Consider the following 25,539-nt stretch of genomic DNA (forward strand, 5'->3'; position numbering starts at 1 on the left):
GATGTACCCGCGGTCTTCACATGACCCAACAAGTCCAGGAGATAGAAAGTGACACTCGATCATCCGATTTTCACACGCTGGCCGGCACAGCACCCGGATCGGCTGCAGCTCTTTTCCCTGCCGACGCCCAATGGGGTGAAGGTGGGCATCATGCTGGAGGAGACGGGCCTGGCCTATGAGCCGCACCGCATCGACATCACGGCGAACGAGAGCCACGATCCCGCCTTCCTTGCCCTCAATCCCAACGGCAAGATTCCGGCGATCTACGATCCGGACGGGCCGAGCGGCCGACCGCTGGCGCTGTTCGAATCAGGGGCGATCCTGGTCTATCTCGCCGAGAAGACGGGACAGTTCCTTTCCAAGGATCCCAACACCCGCTATGAAACGATACAGTGGCTGATGTGGCAGATGGGCGGTGTGGGGCCGATGTTCGGGCAGGTCGGTTTCTTCAACAAGTTCGCCGGCAAGGCCTACGAGGACAAGCGTCCGCTGCAACGCTACGTGGCCGAATCGGCGCGGCTGCTCGGTGTCCTGGACGAACGCCTTACGGGTCGCGACTGGGTAATGGGCACCGACTACAGCATCGCCGACATTTCGCTGCTCGGCTGGGTGCGCAACCTGATCGGCTTCTACGAAGCACGCGAGCTGGTCGGCTTCGACCGTTTTCCTCGCGTGCAGGCGTGGTTCGATCGCGGCCTCGCCCGTCCGGGAGTGCAGCGTGGGCTGCTGGTGACGGCGGCCGAGCCGGGAAGGTGAACATGAAAATCGTCGTGATCGGCGGCACCGGCTTGATAGGCTCGAAGACCGTGGCGATGCTGCGGCAGGGCGGTCACGAGGCAATCGCCGCGTCGCCCAAGGCCGGCGTCAACACCGTCACCGGCGTCGGGCTTAAAGAAGCGCTGGCCGGCGCGCAGGTGGTCATCGACCTTTCCAATGCGCCTTCATACGACGTGAATGCGGTGAGGGAATTCTTCGAGACCTCCGGCCGCAATCTGCTCGCGGCGGAGACCGCGGCCGGCGTCCAGCACCATGTCGTCTTGTCGATTGTCGGGGTTGACCGGGTCCCTGGCCAAGAGTATTACCGCGCCAAGCTTGCCCAGGAAAAGCGGGTCCAGGCTTCCGGTATTCCCTACACGATCATCCGCTCGACCCAGTTCCTGGAATTCCTGGGCAGCATCGCCGATGCGAGTACGGACGGAAGCGTCGTCAGGCTACCGCCGGGCTTGCTTCAGCCTATCGCGGCCGATGATGTCGCGGCCATCGTCACCGAAGTGGCGCTCGCCCATCCGCGAAATGGAATTGTCGAGATCGCCGGCCCGGAACGAGCGCCGTTCAAGGAAATCGTCGCTCGGTATTTGACGTCCATTGGCGACCCGAGGACCGTCGAGAGAGATCCCGAAGCACGCTATTTCGGCGGCCGGCTCGAGGAAAAATCGCTGGTGCCATGGGGCGAGGCGCGCCTTGGCCGCCTCGATCTGGAGCACTGGCTACGTGGTTTGCAGAACGAAATTTGATCAGGGCGGCGCGTGCGCCCCCGAAGCTTTGCGCGAAACAACATCGCGTTCCCACAATGACGAATCGAGGATACCCATGATGGAAATCACTGCCGATATGGAGGCAATCATCAAGCAGGCAATACTGTCGTTCGTCGCGACAGTAAACGAGGATGGAACGCCCAGTCTCTCTCCCAAGGCGTCGTTGAAGGTCGTGAACGGCGTGCTGTATTTCGCCGATATCGCCTCGCCTCGGACGATACGCAACCTGAAGCGCAATCCCGCTGTCGAAATCAACGTGGTCGATATCTTCCAGCGGCGCGGTTATCGCTTCACGGGTCGTGCATCGATACTGCCTCCGGACGATGGCGAGTTTCTGGTGTTCGCCGACTGGGTCAGGGCCACGAATGGCCCGGAGTATCCCGTCGATCATGTCGTCAGAATCGAAACGACTTCGATCAGCCCGTTGCTGTCGCCCGCCCATGTCTTTGCCCAGCCGCCTCGGAGCCAGGAGGAAATCAGGAACACCTACTATCAAAAATACGGTGTGAAACCCGTCGGGGAATCGCCCGAGGTCCTATGTGCCAAGTCGACTGGCTGAGCCATCTACTGGGAATAATGAACATCACTGGCCGGCTGGAGGTGCGCTGCGTCTATGGTGCGCCATGGCGCGTGGCCTGGGGCCGGTCCGCGGCGCACGAGATTCCCTACCACGTCGTACTCGAGGGCCGGGCCGTTCTCGAGGATGCGGAGACGGGGACGGCCACGGAGCTCCTGCGAGGCGATGTCGTGCTGTTGCCGCGTGGTGCGGCGCACGTGCTGCACGATGGCAGCGGTCGACTGCCGGGTTGTACCTGCGATCACCAAGGTCCGGCAGGATGGACGCTCAGCAGGAATGATGGCGAAGGCGAACATCTCGACCTGCTGTGCGGTCGGTTTTTCATCGGGCCGCCTCATGATCGGCTGGTTCGCAGTCTTCTGCCCCCGAATCTCGTGGTGCGGGCCTCGGATAGCCAAGAGGAAGAGGGTGTAGTGTCCGCTTCCGATCCCCTGACGAGCGTTGTGGGGCTGATGCGCACCGAGTCCTCCGGCGACAAGCCGGGCGGAGACGCCATGGTGAACGCGCTCAGCGTGGCGCTGTTCGCCGTGGTGCTGCGCGCGGGGAGCCAATCCGGGCAGGCTTCCGTAGGCTTGTTGGCGCTTGCGGGCCATCCGCCCCTGGCCCCGGCCATGTCGGCCATGTTCGCCGATCCGGCGCGCTCCTGGAGACTGCATGATCTGGCCGATTTGTGCGGCATGTCGCGCGACACCTTCATGCGGCGCTTTCAGGACAAGCTCGGGCGCTCGGCCCTTGAACTTCTCACCGATATCCGCGTGAGCCTGGCCGCCAACAAGCTGAGGACGCCAACGATGAGCACGAAGACCGTGGCCAGGTCGGTAGCGTATCGGTCCTTGGCGGCATTCCGGCGTGTGTTTGTCGAGAGGGTGGGCATGACGCCAGGGCAGTGGCGCCGGCTCTCGGGTGAGGGCCAGTAAGAGGCCACCAAGCGCGGCGTCTCGGTCAAGGCCGGCGCGGACACCGGTGCCGGGCGGTGCCGATCGCTCGAATGCATGCCGTCGCGATGCCAGACCAGACGATGTGGGCCAATATCCGGACTTATGGGCAGCACTATTGATCTACACTGGAAAGTCCTTGGCCGGCTCCAGATTCCTTCGTCCGATCGAATACATGGAGACCGTTCTGGCGACCATGCCGGTCATGGTGCCAGGGCAGCGGCTCTGACTTCGATGGGTGTTTCATGAACAAGGGTGCGGCCGGCCAACATAGCGACCAGCCGATGGCGCGAATCTCCAGCGCTCAACTCGACGGACTGTTATCCGCACTGAGTGTGGACTTCGTGCGCCTGACCGAATGCCTGGTAAGTCCGGGTTGGCGCCTGAACCTGGGAGGCACGTCGGCACCGGGCATACATTACAACCTGTCCGGCCATGGCCGCATGGTCCTGGAGGGACATCCCCCCATCGCGCTTGCTCCGCACACGCTGGTCATTACGCCGCCAAACCAGTATTTCCATGTCGAGGTGCCTTCGGAAGATCCCGAACGCGGGGTGTCCAACGAAGTCGAGGGGCGTTGGAAGGCGTTCCCGCCTGGTGCGATTCGTCGCTTCGTCGCAGGCGGGGAAGGTCCGCAACTGATGTTGATCTGCGGCTACTTCCAGGCGTCCTATGGCACGGCCGTGAACCTTTTTTCGACGCTGACGGCTCCCGTCGTCGAACAGTTCGACAGCGCACAGCAGATTGACCGCACACTGATGTCGGTCCTGCAGGAGCTCATAGACCAGGAAGTCGGCACGGGGGCCATGACGACGACGCTGCTCAAGGTGGTCTTGATCGCATTGCTAAGGCGCTCATTGACTTCAAGCAGCCTATGGGTCGAGCGGTTTTCGCTATTGGGAGACGTCAATATCGCGCGAGCCTTCGCGCAGATGGCAGCGCATCCCGGCGCTGAACACTCTGTCACCGCCCTGGCCCGCACCGCTTGCATGAGCAGATCTTCGTTCATGGCCCGGTTCACGGAAGTGGTGGGCTTGCCGCCCATGACAGTTCTCCGTGGACTGCGCATGCGTCAAGCCGCTTGCATGCTGATCACCGGCGAACTATCGGTCGACCAGGTTGCCCGTTCGGTCGGATACACCAGCCGAAGCAGCTTCCTGAAGGCATTTCACGACGCTTACGGCGTCCATCCTTCCGATTACCGCGCTCAGCGCCACAGCTGAATCGCGCCCACCCGGGCATGAATTGCCTTGTCGTTTTGATCCTTTCAGGCATCCGATTGAGCAAAAGTAGTCTCGAAATCGGTATCGGGTACGCCTACAGTGGAGGTTTCGAGCCACTAATCAAAACCTGAAAGGAAAAACCCGAAATGACCACTGGCGCAAATCCGCTTCGTCTGCAGATCGCTGAAAAAGGCGTTGGCTCTTTTTCTGCTCTGGCCCTGCTCAGATGGGCGCTGGTCGTTATCTTCCTGTGGTTCGGCGGGATGAAGTTCACCGCTTACGAAGCCAACGGCATCGCGCCGTTCATCGCCCATAGCCCGGTCATGGGCTGGTTGAACGGCATGTTCGGTGTACAGGGGACAAGCTACGTGATAGGCGTACTGGAGCTGGCAACCGCAGCGGCCCTGATTATTGGAGCCTTCCAGCCCATATTCTCTGCATTGGGAGCGGCGATGTCGGCCGCGACCTATCTGATCACGCTCACCTTTTTCTTCAGCACGCCCGGCGTGGCGGAAGCGACGGCGGGCGGCTTTCCGGCCATTTCCGCGATGCCCGGCCAATTCCTTCTGAAGGACCTTGTTTTGCTCGCAGCATCGCTTTCTCTTCTTTTTGCGTCGGTCCAGGCCTCCGCGGTCGACGTTCGGAAGTGGTGAGATACGGCTTGGTGCATTAAGCCCGGGCACGCGTCCTGGGCGCGCGAAGCCCTGACGGGCAAGGCGTCATGAGAACGGCTGCACCGGACTGCGATACGCAGTGAGGTGTTTCGGCGCTATCCGTGATGTGACAACGCACTCGTGGGGACGCAGGGTGATCGAGGCAAGCTCAGTGAAATGAAAAAGGCCGAAAGACAAAATCTTTCGGCCTTTCTTATCGCCTGATGGTCTCGGTAGAGACATCGACAAAGAATCTGGAGCGGGAAACGAGTCTCGAACTCGCGACCTCAACCTTGGCAAGGTTGCGCTCTACCAACTGAGCTATTCCCGCATGGCTGCACGACGATGGCCTGGGCCAAATTTTAACCGCGGCGCCAGGCCGCGGTCGTCAGCAGGAACGAGATTATACATGAAACGAAATTCCGTGCTCCCGACGCCGCCCCGTGTCGGGAACGCACCTGCGGTGCGGCTTCCGGCGCGTGCTTCCAGTGCGTGCATCCCTCGCTTGCATCCGGTGCGCGCGAAACGGCAGCCTCAACCTGCGCCATAAGCCGACCTTGGACCGATAGCAGGGGAATGGCGACCATCGTCCCGCCCTGTGACGATACAAGACGCATCAGCGGCAGCCCCAACCGCCCTGCGTGGCAGACCGCGGATACGCTACGAGCGCTTACCCGTCGAGCCTATCGTTACATCCGTTCGTACGAAATCTTTAGGATGAGGCGTCTCATGGCTGAGCTGGCGCGCAGCGGCGCGCGGTTCGGCGATCCTGGACCCTTCTTCCCGTATGCCCATGTCGAATCAAGCCTGCGCCGCCGCGCATCGCCGCATCGCCTTTTTCCTCTTGTTTTCCGGGTTCACCGTGTTCGCCGCCCGCGCCGAGGCAGGCACTGTATGGATGGACAACGGCGACCGCATCACCGGCACGATCCTGTCCCTGGACAACGGCATCCTGCTGGTGAATACGCCCTACGGCGGCGATGTGCGCCTGGAGTTCAAGCATGTGAAGACCCTGCAGAGCGACAAGGACCTGGTCGTGCGCGACAAGTCGGTGGAGCATGACTACTACGCCAAGCTGGTCCGCGCCGACACGGGCAAGGTGGTGGTCGACGGCGTGGAGCGCAGCTCCGACGGCGAAAGCAACGTGAAGACGGACGTCAGCCTGTCGTCCTTGGACAGCATGACCGCCCCCAAGCCCCTGTGGGGCGAGACCGCCGTCAAGGGCAAGCTGGATCTTTCCCTGAACCAGAAGACCGCCTCCGTCAATTCGCAGGACTATGCGGCGGACTTCGCACTGGATGCGCGCCGTGGCTTGTGGCGCAATATCCTGACCGCGGGCTATCACCGCAGCAAGGACGGCGACGACATCGGCGCCGACAACTACGGCGGCGATTACACCCTGGACCGCTTCATTACCCAAAAGGCCTTCTGGCAAGGGCGCCTGCGCTACAAGCGCGATTTCGTCGAGGACGTCAGCCGCCAGACCGCCTACGGCACTGGCCCGGGCTATCAGTTCTGGGACGACGAGCTGGGCGCGTTCTCGCTGTCCGGCCTGGTCGGGCGCATGGACTACGGCTACCGCGACGGCGCGCAGGAAGGCTTCTATGCGGGCGGCCTGCGTTGGAACTATTCGCGATACCTGAGCGGCAAGCAGTTCCAGGTGTACACGATGGGCGAAGTGTATCGAGCCCTGGGCGCCGCCGGATTCGGCATGAACGGGGAAGTGGGGCTGCGGTACCGCGTCAACAACACGCTCTCACTGTATGTGAAGGTCGCGCGGGACCAGGTCAGCGGTACCCGGGAAAGCATGACGGAGTCAACCTACGGCACGGGCCTGGGCCTGAGCTGGTGAGGCGGCCGGGACGAGCGTCGGCCGGGCCGCCGCTCGGTGCGCGGCCACGGACATCGTCCGCGGCAGGCCAGCGCGATATGCGGCCACGCGCACCGTCCGCGGCAGGCCGCCCGGCACGCGGGCATGTGCACCGCCCCGGCGGGCGACCACCTAGACGGACAGATGCCGCCTGACCTCCGCGTCCCCCATCGCCGCCTGTACGCCGCGTGCCACGACTTCCCCGCGCGACATCACGACGAAGCGGTCCGCCAGTTCATGCGCGAAATCGAAGTACTGCTCGCACAGCAGGATGCCGATATCGCCGCGCGCGCGCAGCAGGCGGATCACGCGGCCGATGTCCTTGATGATGGAAGGCTGGATGCCCTCGGTCGGCTCGTCGAAGATGATCAACCGGGGCTGCGCCACCAGCGCGCGTGCGATCGCCAGCTGTTGCTGCTGGCCACCGGACAGGTCGCCGCCGCGGCGCGCCAGCATGGTCTTCAGGACGGGGAACAGTTCGTAGATCTCGTCCTTGATGCGCCGCGCCTTCGACCCCGGGAAGGCGGCCATGCCCATGACGATGTTCTCCTCCACGGTCAGGCGGGCGAAGATATCGCGTCCTTGCGGCACGTAGGCCATGCCCATGGCCGCGCGCCGGTGCGGGGACAGCCGGGAAATATCCTGGCCATCCAACAGCACCTTGCCGCTGGCCACGGGCAGTACGCCCATCAGGCATTTCAGCAGCGTGGTCTTGCCCACGCCGTTGCGTCCCAGCAAGGCCAGGCATTCGCCCTGTTTCACGTCCAGCGACACGCCGCGCAGCGTATGGCTGCCGCCGTAGTATTGGTTGATGTCTTGTACGTCCAACATGTCAGTTTTCCATGGTCTCGCAAGGGCCTGCCACGCATCAAATAGGTGTAGCCAGATCGGGGACGCCGCAGAGCCGGCTTTGCCGGTCCGCCGGCGTCGCCCCCTTGAGGGGGAAGCGCGCAGCGCTTCGGGGGTGGGCTTCATCCCTTAGCGGCCCAGGTAGACTTCGATGACGCGCGGGTGGGCCTGGACATCGGTCATGCTGCCTTCGGCCAGTACCGCGCCTTCGTGCAGCACGGTCACCTTGCCGCCGCCGGCGATGCGGGTAACGAAATCCATGTCGTGCTCCACCACCATCAGCGAATGGCGGCCGCGCAGTTCGTTCAGCAGTTCGCCGGTGCGTTCGGTTTCGGCATCGGTCATGCCGGCCACCGGTTCGTCCAGCAGCAATAGGCGCGGTTCCTGCATCAGCAGCATGCCGATCTCCAGCCATTGCTTCTGGCCGTGCGACAGCAGGCCGGCGGGCCGGTAGGCCTGCGCCGACAAGCGGATCAGCGCCAGGGTCTCGGCGATGCGGTCGGCCTGGGTGCTGTCCAGGCGCGCGAACAGCGTGGGCCGCACGCGCTTGTCGGTCTTCATGGCCAGTTCGAGGTTCTCGAACACCGTGTGGTTCTCGAATACCGTGGGGCGCTGGAACTTGCGGCCGATCCCGGCATGCGCGATCTGCGCCTCGTTAAGGGTGGTCAGGTCGATGTTCTGCCCGAAGTATGCGGAACCGGCGGTCGGGCGGGTCTTGCCGGTGATCACGTCCATCATCGTGGTCTTGCCCGCGCCGTTGGGGCCGATGATGCAGCGCAGCTCCCCGACGCTGATGTCCAACGTCAGGTTGTTCAGTGCCTTGAAGCCGTCGAAGCTGACCGTGATGCCGTCCAGGTACAGGATGGCGCCGTGGGTCGTGTCGACCTCCTTGGGATTGACGCGGCCGTTCATTCCGTGACCCTCCCATCGCCGCGCGGTGCATCCTGGGCGGACGCGGTGGCGCGCGTGTGCGCCCGCGCCGCCGCGAGTCGCCGCACCAGGCCGACGATGCCCTGCGGCAGGAACAGCGTGACCAGCACGAAGATCAGGCCCAGCGCGTATAGCCAGAACTCCGGGAAGACGCTGGTGAACCAGGTCTTCAGCCCGTTCACCACACCGGCACCCAGGATGGGCCCGATCAGCGTGCCTCGTCCGCCGGTGGCCACCCAGATGACCATTTCGATGGAGTTCTCGGTGGACATTTCGCCCGGGTTGATGATGCCGACCTGCGGCACGTAGAGCGCGCCGGCGATGCCGCACATGACGGCCGACAGGGTCCATACGAACAGCTTGAACCCCAGCGGCTCGTAGCCCAGGAAGCGCAGGCGGTTTTCCGCATCTCGCACTGCCGTCAGCACGCGGCCCAGCTTGGATTGGGTGACGGCGCGCGCCAGCACCAGGCAGCCGGCCAGCACGGCCAGGGTGATCCAGTACAGGCCCGCGCGCGTGCTGGCCGAGGTGATATCGAAGCCCAGGATGCGCTTGAAATCGGTGAAGCCGTTGTTGCCGCCAAAGCCGGTGTCGTTGCGAAAGAACAGCAGCATGGCCGCGAAGGTCAGGGCTTGCGTGATGATGGAGAAGTACACCCCCTTGATGCGCGATCTGAAGGCGAAATAGCCGAAGACGAAGGCCAGGGCGCCAGGCACCAGCACCACCAGCAGCGCGGCATACCAGAAATGCTCGGTGAAGGACCAATACCAGGGATAGGACTTCCAGTTCAGGAACACCATGAAGTCAGGCAGGTCGCTCTTGTACACGCCATCGTGGCCGATGGCGCGCATCAGGTACATGCCGTGCGCGTAGCCGCCCAGCGCGAAGAACAGCCCGTGCCCCAGCGAGAGAATGCCCGCATAGCCCCAGACCAGGTCCAGGGCCAGCGCGGCCAGCGCGTAGCACATGAATTTGCCCAGGAGCGCCACCACGTAGGAAGACATATGCAGCGGGCTGCCGGACGGAAAGGCCAGGTTCAGCAGGGGAGGCAGGGCCAGGATCAGCCCGGCGACGGCCAGGGCGAGCCAGGCCCGCCTGGAGTACAGGGGTGGCCGCGCCATCGCGGCCAGGTCCATGGAAGGCGACATCTTCATTCGACGCTCCGGCCGCGCGGGGCGAACAGGCCCTGCGGGCGTTTTTGAACGAACAGCACGATCAGTACCAGGATGGCGATCTTGGCCAGCACGGCGCCCGCGTAGGGCTCCATGACCTTGTTCAGCCCACCCAGGCCCAGGGCGGCGATGACGGTGCCAGCCAGTTGGCCGACGCCTCCCAGCACCACCACCATGAAGGAATCGACGATGTAGCCGCGGCCCAGGTCGGGTCCCACATTGCCCAGTTGGGACAACGCCACCCCGGCCAGCCCGGCGATCCCCGAGCCCAGCCCGAAGGCCAGCATGTCGATGCGGCCCGTCGGCACGCCCACGCAGTCGGCCATGCGGCGGTTCTGCGTGATGGCGCGCACGAACAGGCCCAGCCGCGTGTGATTCAGCAGGACCCAGACGAAGAAGAGCACCAGCAGCGAGAAGACGATGATGACCAGGCGGTTGTAGGTCAGCACCAATCCGCCCATGATGGTGACGCCGCCGCTCATCCAGCCGGGATTGCTCACTTCCACGTTCTGCGCGCCGAACAGCGAGCGCACCAGTTGCATCAGGATCAGGCTGATGCCCCACGTCGCCAGCAAGGTTTCCAGGGGCCGCCCGTAGAGCCAGCGGATGACCGTGCGTTCCAGCGCCATGCCCACCAGCGCCGTCAGGACGAAGGCCACCGGCAGCGCGGCGATTACGTACCAGTCCATCCAGGCCGGCGCCCAGGCGCGGAATGCGGCCTGCACGATGAAGGTGGCGTAGGCACCGATCATCAGCAATTCACCATGGGCCATGTTGATGACGCCCATCAGGCCGAAGGTGATGGCCAGCCCGAGCGCGGCCAGCAGCAGTACGCTGCCCAGGCTGATGCCGTAGAACAGGTTCCCGGCCCATTCGATGGCGGCAAGATGGCGGTCGATGGCGCGCAGTGCGGCGGCCGCCGCGTCACGTACGCCGGCGTCCGGCTCCGCGTAGTTGCCTTGCGCATCGCGGCTCGTCATCGTCGTCAGCACCGGAATGAAACCGGTGTTCAAGCTGCGGCCCAGGATGTCGACGGCATGCCGCCGCACGTTGGCGGCGGGACTTTTCAGTTCGAGATTGGCTTGGGCGATCTCCAGCGCGCCGCGCACGCCGGGGTCTTTCTCCTTGTCCAGCGCCGCCACGATCAGGGGCAGCACGGACGGCTGCGTCGCCTGCTGCAGCCGCTGCGCGGCGGCCAGGCGTTGCGCGGGATCAGCGGCGTGCAATCTGGATTCCGCCAGCGCGCCGTCGATCGCGCGGCGCAGGCGGTTATTGATCATCACCGCGCCCGCATCCGGCGGCATGGGCAGGCTGAGTCCCGTGGACGGATCGACGGCGGCCTTGCCCGCGTCGACCAGCACGTGGCCGTCGGGCGTGGCGTAGAGGCGGTCCGAGCCCATCGCCGCCAGGACCTCGGCGGCAGCGGGATCGGTGGACTGGCCCAGTTTGCCGATCGCTTCCAGCCTGGCGTCGGTGTCGTCGCCGGCCAGCGGCGCGAGCAGCGAGGCATCGAGCCCCGCGCCCAGCGCCGCCGCCATGGGCATGGCCAATAGCCAGGCAGCCAGCAGGCGGCGCGGAATGCTTGCGATGAGCGCGATGCGCATGGCGATGCCGTTCCTTTCCTACAGGGCCTGCTTGCCTTCGTTGCCGGAAATGTAGGGGCTCCACGGCTGCGCGCGGATCGGACCCTTGCTTTTCCAGACGACGTTGAACTGGCCATCGGCGCGAATCTCGCCGATGTAGACGGGCTTGTGCAGGTGATGGTTGGTCTTGTCCATCTCCACGGTGTAGCCGTCCGGCGCATTGAACTTCTGGCCGCCCACGGCCGCGATGACCTTCTCCACATTCGTGGTCTTGGCCTGTTCGACGGCCTGCTTCCACATGTGGATGCCGATGTAGGTGGCTTCCATCGGGTCGTTGGTGACGACCGTATCGGCGTTGGGCAGGTTCTTGGCCTTGGCGTAGGCCTTCCACTTTTTGATGAACTCGGCGTTGACCGGATTCTTGATCGACTCGAAGTAGTTCCAGGCGGCCAGGTGGCCGACCAGCGGCTTGGTATCGACGCCGCGCAGTTCTTCTTCCCCGACGGAGAATGCCACCACCGGCACGTCCGTCGCCTTCAGGCCGGCGTTGCCCAGTTCCTTGTAGAAAGGCACGTTGGAATCGCCGTTGATGGTGGAGACCACCGCGGTCTTGCCGCCGGTGGCGAATTTCTTGATGTTGGCGACGATGGTCTGGTAGTCGGAATGGCCGAAGGGCGTGTAGACCTCCTGGATATCGTCATCCTTCACGCCCTTGGAATGCAGGAAGGCGCGCAGGATCTTGTTGGTGGTGCGCGGGTAGACGTAGTCGGTGCCCAGGAGCACGAAGCGCTTTGCGCCGCCGCCGTCCTCGCTCATCAGGTATTCCACCGCCGGGATGGCCTGCTGGTTGGGCGCGGCGCCGGTATAGAAGACGTTGTGTTCCAGTTCCTCGCCTTCGTACTGGACGGGGTAGAACAGCAGGCCGTTCAGCTCCTTGAAGACCGGCAGCACCGACTTGCGCGAGACCGATGTCCAGCACCCGAACACAACGGCCACTTTTTCCTGCGAGAGCAGCTGGCGGGCCTTCTCCGCGAACAGCGGCCAGTTCGATGCAGGATCCACCACGACCGGTTCGAGCTTTTTGCCCATGACGCCGCCCGCCGCGTTGATCTCTTCGATCGCCATCAGCGCGACGTCTTTCAGCGAGGTCTCGGAGATCGCCATGGTGCCGGACAGCGAATGCAGGATGCCGACCTTGATGGTCTCTTCGGCGGCCAGGGCTTCCGGCAGCCATCCCGTCATCGCCAGCATGCTGGCGGCCGTCAATTGTTTGAGTACGTGTCTGCGGTTCATGTGTCGGGATCCTTAACGGTAAGCCGGCGTGCGCCGGCAGGAGTGCATGGCCTAACTTCGTACAGCCGCCACGTGCGCATCGGACGATGACGCAGGTGCACAAACCTCAAAAGCAAAACGTGTGCCAATTTGCGACGCAGGGGTGATGTGCATGATCAGGCCGATATCGCGCGACGCGGCGCCGTTTGCCGCTGGCAGGCGCCATGGGACAAGATCGAGTCATGGATGCACAGGGCCGTTCATGGCCCGCGCGCGCGTCATCGTGCGCGGGCGGCACCATAAGGAGGCGGTGCGCGCGGGGCGGGGCACGCTTGTGGTGCATGCCCCGGACTGGAGTGGTGCGGGTGGACCGCTAACGGGAGAATTCCGGTAGCCGCTGGGGCGCGAAGGAATCGGGCTGGTGCAGTGGGTCGTGCATCGGCCGCGCGCGCAGGCCGTTTGCCGATTCAGCCTTGTAGCGCCGCGACGCCGTGGGATAGGCGCGCGTCCATCAGCTTCCGTAGTTCCGCCGGCAGGGGTGCCTTCACGAGCGGATAGGCGTCGGCGATACGCTTCACCAAGGATGCGAGATGGGCGGATGCCGCGTCTTTATGCGGCAGTCCAAAACGCCCCGCATCGGCCAGGGTAGCCTCCCGCGTGATATCGAATCGGCCTTCGGACAGTTGCATGGATAGCGCGCGTGGCGTTTCCTCCGTGGTGGGGACGATATCGAAGGCCGGGGAAAGGCGCCACCGCCTCTCTTCGTGGCGATAGATGGCCGCGTGATTGCGCGGATGATCGTCATCGTTGCCGACGATGGCATTGAATACCATGCGGTCGAATAGTTCGATCTGGTCTTCTCGTGGTGCACCTATCCGCCGTAGCTGTTCAGCCATCCGTGGGTAGCTCCACGAGGCGCGCGCTGCCCCGGGATACTCGGTGCTCAGGAGCGTCGCGCCGCTGATCGCCATCAATCGCCGCTCGCCCTGCCTGTCGAATCGGCGGACACGCAGCACGCTCAAGCTGTCGCCGGCCCCGTGATGGACAGACTGCGCGACGCTCAGGCCCGCGGCTGCAGCCCATGACAGCGTGTGGTGTTCCAAGGCCGGAATGTCGACCGTATCGCTTGGCAGTAGGGGTTTGACGAGCCAGCAGTCATGGCCGTCTTTCAGCGTGCCCTTGGGCCGCGCACCGCCCAGACTGGGGGTGGCCATCAGCATTTTCCGCAGTCTGGCATTCACAGGCGGCCGTCGTTCGTACAGGGCAAGCAGCTCGTCGGCCAGTTCTTCCAACTGGGCCAGTTTCGGGCTTTGAATGAGGTCTATCGACGGTTTACGGGATGTGCCTACGGCCAGTGCTCCCCAGAGGTCGCCGTTGCGCGCATAACGGAGATAATCGATGTCAGGTGCATTGTCGGACAGGCCATGTTGTCGCTGGAGAAGCAGCTTGCCCCAGGAATCGGGGCATGTATCACGCAGCGCGTCGTGTAGGCCTCCATACCGTTGCGCCAGGAAATCGATATCGCCGACCAAGGGGATGTTCACGGGATCGATGGACCAAGGATGAGCCGCATCGATGTAGCTGGGGGCGTAGCGGAAAGCGCCAGTGCGGGCATCCTCGCGCAGGGCGTAGCGTCCGACGGTGACCCATTCGCCCGTGTCTGGGCGCTGTAGGTAGACATACAAGGGCTTAGAAATAGTCATCGCCAGCCTCGGATGCCGGAGTACGCGCCCGTGAATTCGGGCGGGATGACCAATACACGGGATCGAGCGGGGGGGCGGCAGTATCCAGGACGCCGAGTATCCAAAGCGCTGTCAGATAGACGGCCGCGCCGGCGCCAGGGTCGCCCCGCTCTATCCGTCGAAGCGTGGCGTCGGAGATTTCCATTCGCCTGCAAAGGTCGACCGCCGGCATGTGCTGGGAAACGCGTTGCGTTCGGATGCAGCGTCCCCAGGTGCGCAATCGTTCCGCGACCAGCGTCGGGACGGCGTCGGCCGGCTGCAGTTTTTTCGGCATGATAGCCCCATAGATATCGTTTTATGCACATTAAAGCGATATCTATAAGGAAAATCAAGTTTGGTTCGCCATCGAGGACCGTCATAGATATCTACTTACAGGTTCTAAACTGTTATCTATGATGATGCACGCGTGCGGCGGACACGCTGGACGTGCCCGGCCAACGAGGCCTTCACGGCAGGGTAAACGCCGTTTTGTCTTCCTGGCGGCCCATGAGCGAGCGCGCGGCGCGGGTGAGTTGGATTGCACAGGCGTTCACCAGTTCGATGCAGCGCGCCGTCTTCCCGGGATCCTTGCGGACGAGCGGCATGGAGATCCCGACGCATCCGATGACCGCGCCGTTGGCACCGAAGACCGGCGCGGCGATGGCATGCGAGCCTTCGTAGCGCTGGCCGTCCGACACGCTGTAGCCCGTGGCCCGGGTGTCGCGCATCAACTGCAGGAAGGCGTCCCAATCCGGCAGCGCGGCGACGCCTTCGCCGCCTTCCTTTTCCCGGTCGTAGATCGTACGCAAGGTCGATTCCGGCAGCTGCGACGCGATGGACCGGCCCGACGCGCCCCACAGCACGGAGTAGGTCTGGTCGGTACGCATGACGTATTGGATGGCGTGGTGCGAGTGCAGGTTGGCGATGAAGCGCAGGCGGCAGACTTGTTCCAGATAGGCGCCGTAGAACGCCGATTCGCCGCTGCCATCCACCAGCAACCGCAGGGCGTCGTTCACGGAAGCGGGGAAGGTACTGGTCGCCACCATCACGGTCGCGACGCGCAGGAAAGCGGGGCCAGGGCTATAGGCGCCGGTCTCTTCATCCTGGATGACGTAATCGGCCAGACGCAGCACGTTCAGGATGCGATGCGTGGTGCTTGCCGGCAGGCCGAGCACCGTTGCCAGCCGCGTGACGGTGATGGGCCGCCCCGCCTCGGCCAGCCCGAAAAGAACCCGGACGCTGCGTAGCAGCGTGCTTTGGGCTTCGTCGCTCATGGATATGGCTCCTGATTGGTTTATTGGCCGTGCGTTGCTCGCTATGTCGTTCCGGTGATGTATTGCGGCCGCTGATTCAAGTGTATAGAATCCCATTCCATTCAGTTCAATAGTACAAGATTCCGGTCAACGGAATGCGAGGAGACGACATGGCCGACGCCAAACCTGCCGCGGCGCTGACCGTACTGCCCTATCTCGAGACGGTCGGCGGCGACGTACACCTGCTTGCCACCCAATGCGACGAATGCGGGTACCACACCTTCCCGCCATCCACCGTCTGCCCACGCTGCATGTCGCTGGCCGTGCGCCCGCTGCGGCTGCAGGGCCAAGGGGTGCTTTACAGCTACACCACCCTGCGTCACGGCCAGGGCACGGCGTACGCGGGGTATGTGGATTTCCCGGAGCGGATCCGCGTATTCGGTCATCTGGGCGGCTATACCGATGCGGCACCGCCAGTGTGCGACAGCCTGGTCCGCGTGGTCGCGGCCGAACCGGTGGAAGGCGCGCGCACCAGCGCGCCGGTCGATTTCAAATTCGTGGCGGCGGAGGCAACCCGATGACACGCAAGGCCTATCTCATCGGCACGGGCATGGTGCCCTTCGGCCGCTTCCCCGGAATGAGCCATCGCGAATTCGCGTGGCCGGCCGTGCGCGAGGCCATCCTGGACAGCGGCGTGGCGAAGGAAGATATCGACGTGGCGTACTCGGCTTCCATGCTGGGTGGCATGCTGACCGGCCAGCAGGTACTGGGCAAGATCGGCTTGACGGGATTGCCCATCATCAACGTGGAGAACGCCTGCTCCAGCGGCTCGACCGCACTGGGCGAAGCGGTCGGCCGCATCCGCGCCGGCAATGCCGATGTAGCGCTCGTATTCGGCGTGGAGATGCTGAGCAAGCTGGGCGGGGGGCCGTTGCCGCTCAGCCCGGACGATTGGGACGCAGCGCATGGCTTGACCATGCCTGGCGTGTATGCGATGCGCGCGCAGCGCTACGTCCATGAGCACGGCATTTCTCGGGGCGACTTTTCCCACGTGTCGGTGAAGGCGCGCAAGCATGGCGTCTTGAATCCCCTGGCGCAGATGCGCAAGTCCGTGACGCTGGAGGAGGTCGAGGAATCGCGCATGATCGCGGATCCCCTCCGCCTGTTGCATTGCTGCCCGACCGGCGATGGCGCGGCCGCCGTGGTGGTCGCCTCGGAAGACTGGGTCAAGCGGACCCAGGTCGAGATGCCCGTGGAGATCTGCGCCACCGTGCTGCATTCCGGCCACTTCGAGCCGGGGCCCAGCTCGATGATCAAGTCGCATGTATCGGGCAAATCGGCCGCGGAGGCCTATGAAATCGCCGGCCTGGGACCCGAGGATATCGATGTCGCGGAGATCCACGACTCGTTCGCGATCGCCGAACTCATGTACTACGAAACCTTCCAGTTCTGCCGTCCCGGCGACGCGGTCAGCCTGCTCAAGAGCGGTGCCACCTCGTTGGGCGGCAAGCATCCCATCAATCCCTCCGGCGGGCTGATGGCGCGCGGCCATCCAGTGGCGGCGACCGGCGTGGCGCAGATCGTCGAGATCGTGCGCCAGTTGCAAGGACGCTGCGGCGCCCACCAGGTGCCAGGCGCGCGCGTGGGCCTGGCACACGCCACGGGCGGCGGCATTTCAGGATTCGAACACGGCGCTTGCGCGGTGACGATCCTGAAGCGCTGAGGCCGCCGCCGCCGTCCTGACACATCAACCAACACCCCCTACACAGACCGGGAACACCCGCACAGAACGGGCAATACGGCAATAACCAAGGAGACAAAGCATGAATTCCGTCCACCCTACGACCCGGGGGCTTCCCCGTTTTGCCGGACGGGCCTGGTCCGGCCTGCTGCTTGCCGCGTCGGCGCTGGCATGGGGCGCGCCGGCCGCGGCGCAATCGAGTGCGCCACTGTTCGACTATCCGGTGCACATTGCCGTGCCGTTCTCGGCCGGCGGCACGGTGGATGTGGCCGCGCGCGTGATCGCGCAGGGACTGCAGAAGCGAATCAACCAATCCGTGGTGGTCGAGAACAAACCCGGCGCGGGCGGCAATATCGCCGCGGTCTATGTGGCGCATGCGCCGGCCAGCCAGCCCACGCTGCTGGTCACCATGGTCAATCACTTCGTCAATCCCGTGATCTTCAAGGATCCCGGTTATGACCCCGACAAGGACTTCGTGCCTATCCTGCAGCTGGGAACCTCGCCTTATGTATTCGTCGTGCCGGGCAACAGCAGATTCAAAAGCCTGTCCGACGTGGCCGCCTACGCCAAGGCCAATCCCGGCAAGCTGGCCTGGGGCTTCGGCGGCATCGGGTCGCCTGGACACTTCTTCGGCATCGAGTTCGCGCGTGCCGCCCAGGTGCAGACCAACCCCATTTCCTACCGGGGCGGCCCGGACCTGCTGACCGCGGTCGGCGGCGGGCAGGTCGATATGGTCGTGATGTCGGCCGAAACCTCCCTGCCGCTGATCCGCGAAGGCAAGCTGAAAGCCCTCGCGAGCACGGGCGAACGGCGCAATGCCGCGCTGCCGGACGTGCCGACGGCAAGCGAGCAGATCGCGGGTTACGCACCCCTGACGGGCTACACCATCATGCTTGCCGCGCCGACCATACCGCGGGACAAGCTCATGCGTCTGCATGACGCCGTCGTCGACGTCGTGAAGTCGCCCGAATACCAGGCGTCGCTGCAACGCGTCGGGGCCACGGTGACCACCACCGCGACGCTGGAGGAAAGCCGTGCCTTCTTCCAGCAGGAAGGCGGCCGGTGGCGCGCCATCGCCACTGAATCGGGACTGCAGATTCAATAAGGAGCCGCGCATGCAACTTGATCTGGCGGGCAAGACCGTGCTGGTGACCGGCGCCTCGCGCGGTATCGGCTACGCGGCGGCTGAACGCTTCGCGGCCGAAGGCTGTGCCGTAAGGCTCGTGTCGCGCAGTGCGCAAGCGCTGGCCGAGGCGGCGGCGAGCCTGCGGGAACGGCACGGCGCCGACGTGCAGACCCTGGCCATGGACATGCGCGCGCCCGGCGCGGTGGATGCCGTGGCGAACCGCTTTGGCGATGAGCTGGACATCCTGGTGAACAATGCCGGCGACATCCCGCACGGCACCTTGCAGGATATCGATGCGCAGCGCTGGCGTACGGCCTGGGACCTGAAGGTGTATGGCTATATCGACCTGACGCGGGCCATGTATGCCCAGATGCGCGAACGCGGCCGGGGCGGCGTGGTGTTGAACGTGATCGGCATGGCGGGCGGGGAAGGCGTGATCCCGGAGTACATCGCCGGCAGCGCGGGCAATGCGGCCCTGGACGCGTTTACGCGGGCGCTCGGCGCGCTCAGCCCCAACGACGGCATCCGGGTGGTGGGCCTGCATCCTGGCATGGTCGCCACCGACCGACAGATCACGCGCTGGCGACAGCGTGCAACCGACAGCCTGGGCGATCCGGAACGGTGGGCGGAATTGACCACGCATCTGCCTTTCGGGCGCCTGGCGCAGCCGGCGGAGATCGGCAACGCCCTTGTGTTCCTGGCTTCAGGCGCGGCCTCGTATATCAGCGGCACCACCTTGACGGTAGATGGGGGGCTGAGCCAGCGGCGGTCGGCCCGATAGCCGACGCCTCGCCTCTACCCCCAGGCGATTCCCGGCCGCCCACCGGAAACCCACTGCATGAACGAGGCAGATCGGGGCCGCGCTGTCAGCCTCCGCCGGAAAAAGGACCCCTCATGAGCACACCTTCCAAAGTTTCTCCCGCCACGCGCAATGTGTCTGAATTGATCGCCGGCGCCCTGGGTACCGCGATGTCGGACCGGCTGGTCGAAAAAGCCAAGCATCACATCGTCGATACGGTGGCCGCCATGGTGTCGGGCGCCGACCTGGACGTCGGCAAGCGCGCGCTGGCCACCGCTCCGCTGTTCGCCGGCCAGGAGCAGGCCACGGTCATCGGTACCGGCCAGCGCCTGCCGGTATTTTCGGCCGCCATGCTGAATGCGATGCTGGCGCATGCGGACGAGACCGACGATTCGCACGAGAAATCGGTGTTCCACCCCGGCTGCGCCGTGGTGCCGGCCGCGCTCGCGATGGCGCAGTTGCACCATCGTGGTGGCCGGGAACTGATCGCTGCGGTGGCGGCCGGCTATGACGTGGGAGCCCGCGTGCTGGAAGAGATGGGCGCGATGGCGCTGAACCATCGTGGTCGTTCGACCCACGCCGTGGGCGCCCTGTTTGGCGCCGGCGCCGCGGCGGGCGCCCTGGCGGGCTTCGATGCCGATGCCGCGCGCCGGCTACTTTCCTACCTGGGGCACGAGGTGTCGGGCCTGTCCTGCTGGATGGTGGATCACGACCACGTGCAGAAGGCCTATGTGTTCGGCGCGATGGCGGCGAAGAACGCCATCTTCGCGACCTTGCTGACGCAGGCGGGCTGGACCGGGGTGGATGACGTGCTGCGCGGCGACCGCACGCTGTTCGTGGCCTTCGGCCGCGGCGAAAAAGGCCGTACGCTGGACGACCCCATGACGCTGGGCGATGAGATCCTGTCATCCAACATCAAGAAATGGTGCGTCGGTTCGCCGGTGCAGGCACCCCTGGACAGCCTGGAAGCCTTGCGCGACCAGTTGCCGCCGCCGGCACGCATCCGCAGCGTCACGGTAGAGATCCAGGCCAACGAGGCATTCATCGTCGACGGGCGGGACATGCCCAACATCAGCCTGCAACACCTGAGTGCGCTGTATATCGTCGATCGTGGCCTGACCTTTGAATCGGCCCACGATTTCTCCCGCATGGCTGATCCCGTGGTATCGGCGCTGCGTGCGCGGATCAAGCTGGTGCCCAGCGAGGAATTGCAGCGTAGCGGCGGACGGCAGGCCATCGTGACCATACAAACCGATGATGGCCGCGTCCTGAAGCATCACACGCCCGCCGTTCGCGGCACCTGGGGCAACCCGATGCCGCGCGAGGAAGTGGACGCCAAGGCGCGCGACCTGATTGCGCCGCTGCTGGGCAGGCAGCGCGCGGATGCGCTGCTGGCGCAATTGTGGCGCCTGGAGACCCTGGATGCCGCATCGCTGGACCGGCTGATGGATACGCTGCGTCCCGCCTGACGCACCATCCGCTCTTTTCGCTTTCATTCACGCCCCATCCGGCGCATTTTCTCGGGGGCGTCATCTTCCAGTTTCCTTGGGCAGAACCATGGCCACCGAAGCCTCCCCCCGCGGCAATACCGCGCCGCGCAAGACCGCGGGTCCCCTGTCGGGGTACCGCGTCCTGGACATGACCACCTTCCTGTCTGGTCCTTTCTGCACGCAGATACTGGCAGACCTGGGCGCGGAAGTCGTCAAGCTGGAATCGCCGTCGGGGGACTCCAGCCGCGCGATCCCGCCTTATTTCGTGAAGGATGAAAGTGCGTATTTCCTGGGTATCAACCGCAACAAGCGCAGCGTCGCCGTCGATATGAAGCGGCCGGAAGGCATGGACCTGACCCGTCGCCTGATGGACGCGGCCGACGTGGTGGTCGAGAACTACCGCCCCGGCGTGCTGGCCCGCATGGGGATCGATATCGACGTGCTGCGGGCGGCGCGGCCGGGACTGGTCTGGGCATCCATCAGCGGCTTTGGCCAGCATGGGCCCTGGCGCGACCAGCCGGCCTACGACATGATCGTGCAGGCCTTGTCGGGCGTGATGAGCTTGACGGGCGAAGCGGGGCGTCCTGCCGTGCGGCTCGGCATTCCGGCCGGCGACATGGTGGCCGGCATGTACGCCGCGATCGCCATCAATGCGGCGCTGGCCGATCGCGAGCGCGGCGGCCAGGGCCGGACCGTGGATGTATCCATGCTGGATTGCCAACTTGCGATGCTGTCGTACCAGAGCACCTATGCCCTGGTGGCGGGCGTCACGCCGCAGCCGCAAGGTGCGCGGCACGATTCCATTCCGACGTACCGTTCCTTCGTGGCGGGCGACGGCCGCGAACTGGTCGTCACGGCGAATACCGAGCGCATGTGGAAGGGATTGTGCGTGGCGCTGGGGCGCGAAGCGCTGGCCAGCGATGCGCGCTTCCAGACCGGCGCCCTGCGCTTGACCCACCGCGAGGCGCTGTGGCAGCTGTTGGAAGAGGCCTTTCTGGCGCGGCCCGCGGCCGACTGGATCGAACCCCTGCAGCGCGAAGGCGTGCCGGTGGCCTTGATCAAGAATGTGCCGGAGGCATTGAACGATGCCCGCGCGGCGGGACGCGGCATGGTGGCGTCCCTGTGCGACGAGGATGGCGATACCATCGAGGTGGTGGGTAACCCGATCAAGTTCAGCGGCGAACCCGCGGCGCCCGCGACGTATCCGCCGCGCTTGGGCGCGGATGCGCGCGACGTGCTGCGCGCCTGGCTGGACATGGCGCCGCCGGACATCCAGGCATTGTCCGATTGCGGTGCGCTGACGGCGGGTGTGGAACCGCCCGGGCGCGGTGCGGATATCCGCTGATCAGCCGATATGGTCCGGGCCGTGTTGGGGGTATGCTAGCTCCATGAGGCGCCGCGCCCGGGCCGGGGCGGGCGTGCGGCGACAGGAGAAATCCATGCCATACGCCTATGATCTGAAGGATCTGCGTCTGTTCAAGGCCGTCGCCCAGACGCGCAACCTGGCGGCCGGTGCGGCGGCTCTCAACATGACGGCGTCCTCGGCCAGCTACCGCCTCAAGAGCCTGGAATACACCGCCGGCAGTCCGCTGTTCGTGCGGAGCCCGCAAGGGATGAGCTTGACGCCTGCCGGCCAGGCCATGGCCAAGCACCTGGAGGTGCTGTTCGCCGATCTGCAAGCCATGCAGGATGAGGTCGGCGGCTATGCCCGGGAACTGCATGGGAAGATCAGGTTGTTCGCCAACAGCAGTTCGCTGCATGGCTTCATCGTTCCCAGCGTCGCGCGATTCCTGGTCGCCAATCCCCGCATCGATGTCGACATCACGGAAATGGGCAGCGAGTCCATCGCGCGGTGCGTCCAGGATGGCGAAGCCGATATCGGCGTGTTCGCCGGCCGCGTGGACGAGCCGGACCTCGTCTGCGAGCTGTATGCAATGGACAGGCTGGTGTGTGTCACGCCGCCGGCTCACCCGCTGGTGCAGCGTTCGCGGGCCGCCCTGAAGGACGTCCTGGATAACGACTTCGTGTGTCGCGACTCGGTCAGCAGCAATACCCAATTCCTGCTGGAACATGCCCAGGAGATCGGCAAGGCCGTGAAGGCACGCGTGCATGCGCACGACTTCGCGGCCGTGATGCACCTGGTGGCGGCCGGCGTGGGCGTCGCGCTGGTGCCCCTCAGCGTGGCCGAGCCTTTCCTGCGCGACGGGCGGGTGGGGGCGGTGAGCCTGCTCGATCATTGGGCCTGCCGCGAACTGCACCTGGTGCGCAAGCGCGCGCCTGAGCAGGAAGAGCTGGTCCGCCAGTTCGCCACGATATTGATGCACGATCCGCTCGTCGTGGCGACGCGTTCGGCGACGCATTGGGTGTGACAGCGGGCCTTCGAAGACACCGCTGGCCGTCGACGTCCCTATTGGACGGCGCGGCGAAATAAGGCCTCCTCCGCCCGGCCTATTGGCAGACCGCGCCCGGCTGCGTAGAATGAATACGAAACCATCCACTCCGCATGGCTGAACAGCCGGATGCGGAGTTTTTTTAAACTGATGATGGTTACGTATTCAATAAAAGCGGACAGGCTTGTTTCCGCGACAAGCCACGGACCGTCACGGCTGCCCTTTGCCCGGGCGGCCGCACGGCCGGGGGATCCGCGCCACCTGGAGAGAGACGACATGAAATTCACCTTCAACCACCTATGGATGCGGCTGGGTGCCGTCGCCCTGTGCGGCGCTTTGTCCGCGACGGCGGGCGCTGCCGATACCGACTACCCGGCGCACGAAATCCGTTTCATCGTGCCCTGGGCCCCCGGCGGGTCCACCGATATCGTCGGCCGCGCCCTGCAGCACCTGGCCGCCAAGGACGGCTACAAGCTCGTGGTCGAAAACCTGGCAGGCGCCAGCGGCTCCATCGGGCTGGCCAAGGTGGCCCGTTCGGCGCCCGACGGCTACACGCTGGGCTTGGGAACGACGTCCACGCTGGTCCTGCATACGCAGGGCGTGACCGATCTGCGGCCTGACCAGTTCACCACCATCGCCTCCGCTTCCGTCGACCCGATGGTGCTGGTCGTGCCCAAGGACGGTCCGGCTACCCTGGAGGCCTTCCTGGACGACATGAAGAAGAACCCGGGCAAGGTGTCGGTCGGTACCTCGGGCGCGAACAACATCAGCCATCTCTTCGCCGTCATGACGAGCCGCGCCGCGAAGGCTCCGTTCATCCATGTTCCCTACACCGGTGGGTCGCGCGTCGTCACCGACCTGGGCGGGCACCAGATCACGGCCGGCATCCTGAAGCCCTCCGAAAGCAAGGCGCAGATGGACGCCGGGGTCATCAAGCCCCTGGCCGTCTACGCGCAGGAGCGGCTGTCCTTCATGCCGGACGTGCCCACCTTCAAGGAGAAGGGTTATGACGTCTTTCCCTATGGCCAGGTTACGCAGGCCAGCTATGTGGTGACGCCCGCGGGGATTCCCGAGCCCGTTCGGAAAAAGCTGGTCGCCGAGTTCCACAAGATCATCCAGAGCGACGAATTCCAAGACTTCGCCCGCCAGAACGGCTTCTTCGTCGAGGACTCCACCGGCACGCAGCTGCAGAAGCAGATCGCCGATATGCAAGTGTCCTTCGACAAGATGGGCACCCAGATCTTCAATACCTCCAAATAAGGCATGCCATGCGAATCACGGACATCCGTTCCTATCCCATCTCGTTCCCGGTGCCGCCCGACAAGTCGGTCACGCTGAGCATCGGCCGCACGGTCAAGCGCGACGCCGTCATCGTGCGCGTCGAGACCGACGAAGGCCTGGTCGGCTGGGGCGAGGCGCATCACGGGCGCTGCCCCGGCGCGGTCAGCCGGGTGGTCGATACGACGCTGCGCGAACTTGCCCTGGGCCGCGATGCCATGGACGTGGTCGGCCTGTGGGAATACGTCTACAGGAAGCAGCTGGCCAGCCACGGCGTCGGCGCCGCCGCCGCCATGGCGCTGAGCGGCCTGGACTGCGCGCTGTGGGACATCCGCGCGAAGGCCGCGGGCTGGCCGCTGTATCGCCTGCTGGGCGGCGCCAACCGCGCGATCAAGGCCTACGCGGGCGGAATCTCGCTGGGATGGCAGGCGCCCGAGGCGCTGGCCGACGAAGCGCGCCGCCTGGTCGCGCAGGGCTATCGCGCCATGAAACTGCGCATGGGCGACGTGCCGGCCAACGACATCGCCCGCGCCCGTGCCGTGCGCAAGGCCGTCGGCGATGACATCGACATCCTGCTGGACGCCAATACCGGCTACACCGTCGAACAGCTGCGCAAGGTCATGCCGGCCTTCGAGGAAATCCAGGCCGGATGGCTGGAAGAGCCTTTCCCGCCGCACGACCGGCATTCCTATGCCAAAGGCGCGGCGCTGGGCAATGTTCCCTTCGCCGCGGGGGAAAACCACTTCACGCGCTTTGATTTCAACAGCCTGCTGGAGGACGGCAACGTGCGCTTCCTGCAGCCCGATATGTCGAAGACCGGTGGCATCACGGAAGGCCTGCGTATCGCGGCGCTCGGCTCGGCACGCAAGCTGTCGTTCAATCCGCATACCTCCACCACCGCCCCGAATATGGCGGTCACGATCCACGTCCTGTGCGCCGTGGAAAACCCCGGCTATTTCGAAGCCGACGTCACGGAGCTGAATCCCTTCCGCGACGAACTGGGCGGACGGGCGCCCTACGAACTGGACGCGGACGGCTGCGTGCGCCCTTGCGACGATGCCAGCATCGGCCTGGAAGTGGACGAAGCCTTCCTGAAGGCGCATCCGCTGATCGAGGGTCCGTGTTACGTTTGAACGAAAGCA

At 64.8% G+C, this 25,539-nt stretch carries 23 protein-coding genes and 1 tRNA gene; 16 read left to right on the forward strand and 8 right to left on the reverse strand.

Annotated elements, in window-relative coordinates:
* Nucleotides 1–48: 48 nt before the first annotated feature.
* From AKI39_RS05480 to AKI39_RS05505, 6 genes are all read left to right on the forward strand, one after another.
* Nucleotides 49–756: a glutathione S-transferase N-terminal domain-containing protein gene (locus AKI39_RS05480; RefSeq protein WP_066633403.1), complete on the forward strand. Its 708-nt coding sequence runs from the start codon at nucleotides 49–51 to the stop codon at nucleotides 754–756.
* A 2-nt stretch (nucleotides 757–758) separates the two neighbouring features.
* The gene (locus tag AKI39_RS05485) at nucleotides 759–1,514 is read left to right on the forward strand and encodes an SDR family oxidoreductase (RefSeq protein WP_066633405.1); all 756 of its coding nucleotides are present in this window, start codon (nucleotides 759–761) and stop codon (nucleotides 1,512–1,514) included.
* 76 nt (nucleotides 1,515–1,590) lie between these two features.
* Complete coding sequence (locus AKI39_RS05490; protein ID WP_066633412.1) at nucleotides 1,591–2,094, forward strand: pyridoxamine 5'-phosphate oxidase family protein; 504 nt, start codon at nucleotides 1,591–1,593, stop codon at nucleotides 2,092–2,094.
* Nucleotides 2,073–3,029, forward strand: a complete 957-nt coding sequence (locus AKI39_RS05495; protein ID WP_066633415.1) for an AraC family transcriptional regulator — start codon at nucleotides 2,073–2,075, stop codon at nucleotides 3,027–3,029. The genes AKI39_RS05490 and AKI39_RS05495 overlap by 22 nt, the downstream gene beginning before the upstream one ends.
* 263 nt (nucleotides 3,030–3,292) lie before the next feature.
* On the forward strand, nucleotides 3,293–4,270 hold the full coding sequence (locus AKI39_RS05500) for an AraC family transcriptional regulator (RefSeq protein WP_066633418.1): 978 nt from the start codon (nucleotides 3,293–3,295) through the stop codon (nucleotides 4,268–4,270).
* Between the two features lie 146 nt (nucleotides 4,271–4,416).
* Nucleotides 4,417–4,923: a YkgB family protein gene (locus AKI39_RS05505; protein WP_066633421.1), complete on the forward strand. Its 507-nt coding sequence runs from the start codon at nucleotides 4,417–4,419 to the stop codon at nucleotides 4,921–4,923.
* 255 nt (nucleotides 4,924–5,178) lie between these two features.
* Here the strand turns inward: AKI39_RS05505 and AKI39_RS05510 are convergent.
* Nucleotides 5,179–5,254, reverse strand: a tRNA-Gly gene (locus AKI39_RS05510).
* Nucleotides 5,255–5,716: 462 nt separating this feature from the next.
* On the opposite strand from AKI39_RS05510, the gene AKI39_RS05515 reads away from it, so the two are divergent.
* The gene (locus AKI39_RS05515; protein WP_158515155.1) at nucleotides 5,717–6,775 is read left to right on the forward strand and encodes a DUF481 domain-containing protein; all 1,059 of its coding nucleotides are present in this window, start codon (nucleotides 5,717–5,719) and stop codon (nucleotides 6,773–6,775) included.
* A gap of 150 nt (nucleotides 6,776–6,925) precedes the next feature.
* Here the strand turns inward: AKI39_RS05515 and urtE are convergent, their stop codons facing one another.
* The 7 genes from urtE to AKI39_RS05550 all read right to left on the reverse strand — a co-directional run bounded on the left by urtE (nucleotide 6,926) and on the right by AKI39_RS05550 (nucleotide 15,594).
* Nucleotides 6,926–7,624, reverse strand: a complete 699-nt coding sequence (gene urtE, locus AKI39_RS05520) for an urea ABC transporter ATP-binding subunit UrtE (protein ID WP_066633424.1) — start codon at nucleotides 7,622–7,624, stop codon at nucleotides 6,926–6,928.
* A 147-nt stretch (nucleotides 7,625–7,771) separates the two neighbouring features.
* Nucleotides 7,772–8,554: an urea ABC transporter ATP-binding protein UrtD gene (gene urtD, locus AKI39_RS05525; protein ID WP_066633426.1), complete on the reverse strand. Its 783-nt coding sequence runs from the start codon at nucleotides 8,552–8,554 to the stop codon at nucleotides 7,772–7,774.
* Nucleotides 8,551–9,726 carry an urea ABC transporter permease subunit UrtC gene (gene urtC / locus AKI39_RS05530; protein ID WP_083228643.1) on the reverse strand — a complete coding sequence of 392 codons (1,176 nt, stop codon included), beginning with the start codon at nucleotides 9,724–9,726 and terminating at the stop codon, nucleotides 8,551–8,553. The genes urtD and urtC overlap by 4 nt, the downstream gene beginning before the upstream one ends.
* Nucleotides 9,723–11,348 carry an urea ABC transporter permease subunit UrtB gene (gene urtB / locus AKI39_RS05535; protein ID WP_066633428.1) on the reverse strand — a complete coding sequence of 542 codons (1,626 nt, stop codon included), beginning with the start codon at nucleotides 11,346–11,348 and terminating at the stop codon, nucleotides 9,723–9,725. The genes urtC and urtB overlap by 4 nt, the downstream gene beginning before the upstream one ends.
* Before the next feature lie 18 nt (nucleotides 11,349–11,366).
* Entirely contained in the window at nucleotides 11,367–12,620 is a 1,254-nt protein-coding gene (gene urtA / locus AKI39_RS05540; RefSeq protein ID WP_066633430.1) for an urea ABC transporter substrate-binding protein, read from the reverse strand.
* A gap of 446 nt (nucleotides 12,621–13,066) precedes the next feature.
* Entirely contained in the window at nucleotides 13,067–14,302 is a 1,236-nt protein-coding gene (locus tag AKI39_RS05545) for a type II toxin-antitoxin system HipA family toxin (protein WP_066633432.1), read from the reverse strand.
* Nucleotides 14,303–14,787: 485 nt separating this feature from the next.
* Nucleotides 14,788–15,594 carry an IclR family transcriptional regulator gene (locus AKI39_RS05550; RefSeq protein ID WP_066633434.1) on the reverse strand — a complete coding sequence of 269 codons (807 nt, stop codon included), beginning with the start codon at nucleotides 15,592–15,594 and terminating at the stop codon, nucleotides 14,788–14,790.
* Nucleotides 15,595–15,743: 149 nt separating this feature from the next.
* On the opposite strand from AKI39_RS05550, the gene AKI39_RS05555 reads away from it, so the two are divergent.
* The 9 genes from AKI39_RS05555 to AKI39_RS05595 all read left to right on the forward strand — a co-directional run bounded on the left by AKI39_RS05555 (nucleotide 15,744) and on the right by AKI39_RS05595 (nucleotide 25,530).
* Complete coding sequence (locus AKI39_RS05555) at nucleotides 15,744–16,154, forward strand: Zn-ribbon domain-containing OB-fold protein (protein ID WP_066633435.1); 411 nt, start codon at nucleotides 15,744–15,746, stop codon at nucleotides 16,152–16,154.
* Nucleotides 16,151–17,296, forward strand: a complete 1,146-nt coding sequence (locus AKI39_RS05560) for a thiolase family protein (RefSeq protein ID WP_066633441.1) — start codon at nucleotides 16,151–16,153, stop codon at nucleotides 17,294–17,296. Before AKI39_RS05555 ends, AKI39_RS05560 begins: the two co-directional genes overlap by 4 nt.
* A gap of 100 nt (nucleotides 17,297–17,396) precedes the next feature.
* Nucleotides 17,397–18,419, forward strand: a complete 1,023-nt coding sequence (locus AKI39_RS05565; RefSeq protein WP_066633444.1) for a Bug family tripartite tricarboxylate transporter substrate binding protein — start codon at nucleotides 17,397–17,399, stop codon at nucleotides 18,417–18,419.
* A gap of 10 nt (nucleotides 18,420–18,429) precedes the next feature.
* On the forward strand, nucleotides 18,430–19,221 hold the full coding sequence (locus AKI39_RS05570; protein WP_066633447.1) for a short-chain dehydrogenase/reductase: 792 nt from the start codon (nucleotides 18,430–18,432) through the stop codon (nucleotides 19,219–19,221).
* Nucleotides 19,222–19,334: 113 nt separating this feature from the next.
* Nucleotides 19,335–20,708 (forward strand): MmgE/PrpD family protein, encoded by a 1,374-nt coding sequence (locus AKI39_RS05575; protein WP_066633450.1) that lies wholly within the window; start codon nucleotides 19,335–19,337, stop codon nucleotides 20,706–20,708.
* An 88-nt stretch (nucleotides 20,709–20,796) separates the two neighbouring features.
* The gene (locus AKI39_RS05580) at nucleotides 20,797–22,074 is read left to right on the forward strand and encodes a CaiB/BaiF CoA transferase family protein (protein WP_066633451.1); all 1,278 of its coding nucleotides are present in this window, start codon (nucleotides 20,797–20,799) and stop codon (nucleotides 22,072–22,074) included.
* Nucleotides 22,075–22,168: 94 nt separating this feature from the next.
* Nucleotides 22,169–23,098: a LysR family transcriptional regulator gene (locus AKI39_RS05585; protein WP_066633452.1), complete on the forward strand. Its 930-nt coding sequence runs from the start codon at nucleotides 22,169–22,171 to the stop codon at nucleotides 23,096–23,098.
* 297 nt (nucleotides 23,099–23,395) lie between these two features.
* Nucleotides 23,396–24,379: a Bug family tripartite tricarboxylate transporter substrate binding protein gene (locus AKI39_RS05590; protein WP_066633454.1), complete on the forward strand. Its 984-nt coding sequence runs from the start codon at nucleotides 23,396–23,398 to the stop codon at nucleotides 24,377–24,379.
* Between the two features lie 8 nt (nucleotides 24,380–24,387).
* Nucleotides 24,388–25,530, forward strand: a complete 1,143-nt coding sequence (locus tag AKI39_RS05595; protein WP_066633457.1) for a mandelate racemase/muconate lactonizing enzyme family protein — start codon at nucleotides 24,388–24,390, stop codon at nucleotides 25,528–25,530.
* Nucleotides 25,531–25,539 lie beyond the last annotated feature (9 nt).

This window comes from Bordetella sp. H567, from assembly GCF_001704295.1.
Lineage (GTDB): Bacteria > Pseudomonadota > Gammaproteobacteria > Burkholderiales > Burkholderiaceae_B > Bordetella_C.

Bases quoted from the DNA above. Each gene is read 5' to 3' on its own strand.
- urtC (WP_083228643.1), bottom strand. From the start codon at position 9,726: ATGAAGATGTCGCCTTCCATGGACCTGGCCGCGATGGCGCGGCCACCC.
- AKI39_RS05515 (WP_158515155.1), top strand. From the start codon at position 5,717: ATGTCGAATCAAGCCTGCGCCGCCGCGCATCGCCGCATCGCCTTTTTC.
- AKI39_RS05595 (WP_066633457.1), top strand. From the start codon at position 24,388: ATGCGAATCACGGACATCCGTTCCTATCCCATCTCGTTCCCGGTGCCG.
- AKI39_RS05565 (WP_066633444.1), top strand. From the start codon at position 17,397: ATGAATTCCGTCCACCCTACGACCCGGGGGCTTCCCCGTTTTGCCGGA.
- AKI39_RS05585 (WP_066633452.1), top strand. From the start codon at position 22,169: ATGCCATACGCCTATGATCTGAAGGATCTGCGTCTGTTCAAGGCCGTC.
- AKI39_RS05570 (WP_066633447.1), top strand. From the start codon at position 18,430: ATGCAACTTGATCTGGCGGGCAAGACCGTGCTGGTGACCGGCGCCTCG.
- urtE (WP_066633424.1), bottom strand. From the start codon at position 7,624: ATGTTGGACGTACAAGACATCAACCAATACTACGGCGGCAGCCATACG.
- AKI39_RS05500 (WP_066633418.1), top strand. From the start codon at position 3,293: ATGAACAAGGGTGCGGCCGGCCAACATAGCGACCAGCCGATGGCGCGA.
- AKI39_RS05505 (WP_066633421.1), top strand. From the start codon at position 4,417: ATGACCACTGGCGCAAATCCGCTTCGTCTGCAGATCGCTGAAAAAGGC.
- AKI39_RS05485 (WP_066633405.1), top strand. From the start codon at position 759: ATGAAAATCGTCGTGATCGGCGGCACCGGCTTGATAGGCTCGAAGACC.
- AKI39_RS05545 (WP_066633432.1), bottom strand. From the start codon at position 14,302: ATGACTATTTCTAAGCCCTTGTATGTCTACCTACAGCGCCCAGACACG.
- urtD (WP_066633426.1), bottom strand. From the start codon at position 8,554: ATGAACGGCCGCGTCAATCCCAAGGAGGTCGACACGACCCACGGCGCC.
- AKI39_RS05490 (WP_066633412.1), top strand. From the start codon at position 1,591: ATGATGGAAATCACTGCCGATATGGAGGCAATCATCAAGCAGGCAATA.
- AKI39_RS05550 (WP_066633434.1), bottom strand. From the start codon at position 15,594: ATGAGCGACGAAGCCCAAAGCACGCTGCTACGCAGCGTCCGGGTTCTT.
- AKI39_RS05575 (WP_066633450.1), top strand. From the start codon at position 19,335: ATGAGCACACCTTCCAAAGTTTCTCCCGCCACGCGCAATGTGTCTGAA.
- AKI39_RS05580 (WP_066633451.1), top strand. From the start codon at position 20,797: ATGGCCACCGAAGCCTCCCCCCGCGGCAATACCGCGCCGCGCAAGACC.
- AKI39_RS05495 (WP_066633415.1), top strand. From the start codon at position 2,073: ATGTGCCAAGTCGACTGGCTGAGCCATCTACTGGGAATAATGAACATC.
- AKI39_RS05560 (WP_066633441.1), top strand. From the start codon at position 16,151: ATGACACGCAAGGCCTATCTCATCGGCACGGGCATGGTGCCCTTCGGC.
- AKI39_RS05590 (WP_066633454.1), top strand. From the start codon at position 23,396: ATGAAATTCACCTTCAACCACCTATGGATGCGGCTGGGTGCCGTCGCC.
- urtB (WP_066633428.1), bottom strand. From the start codon at position 11,348: ATGCGCATCGCGCTCATCGCAAGCATTCCGCGCCGCCTGCTGGCTGCC.
- urtA (WP_066633430.1), bottom strand. From the start codon at position 12,620: ATGAACCGCAGACACGTACTCAAACAATTGACGGCCGCCAGCATGCTG.
- AKI39_RS05555 (WP_066633435.1), top strand. From the start codon at position 15,744: ATGGCCGACGCCAAACCTGCCGCGGCGCTGACCGTACTGCCCTATCTC.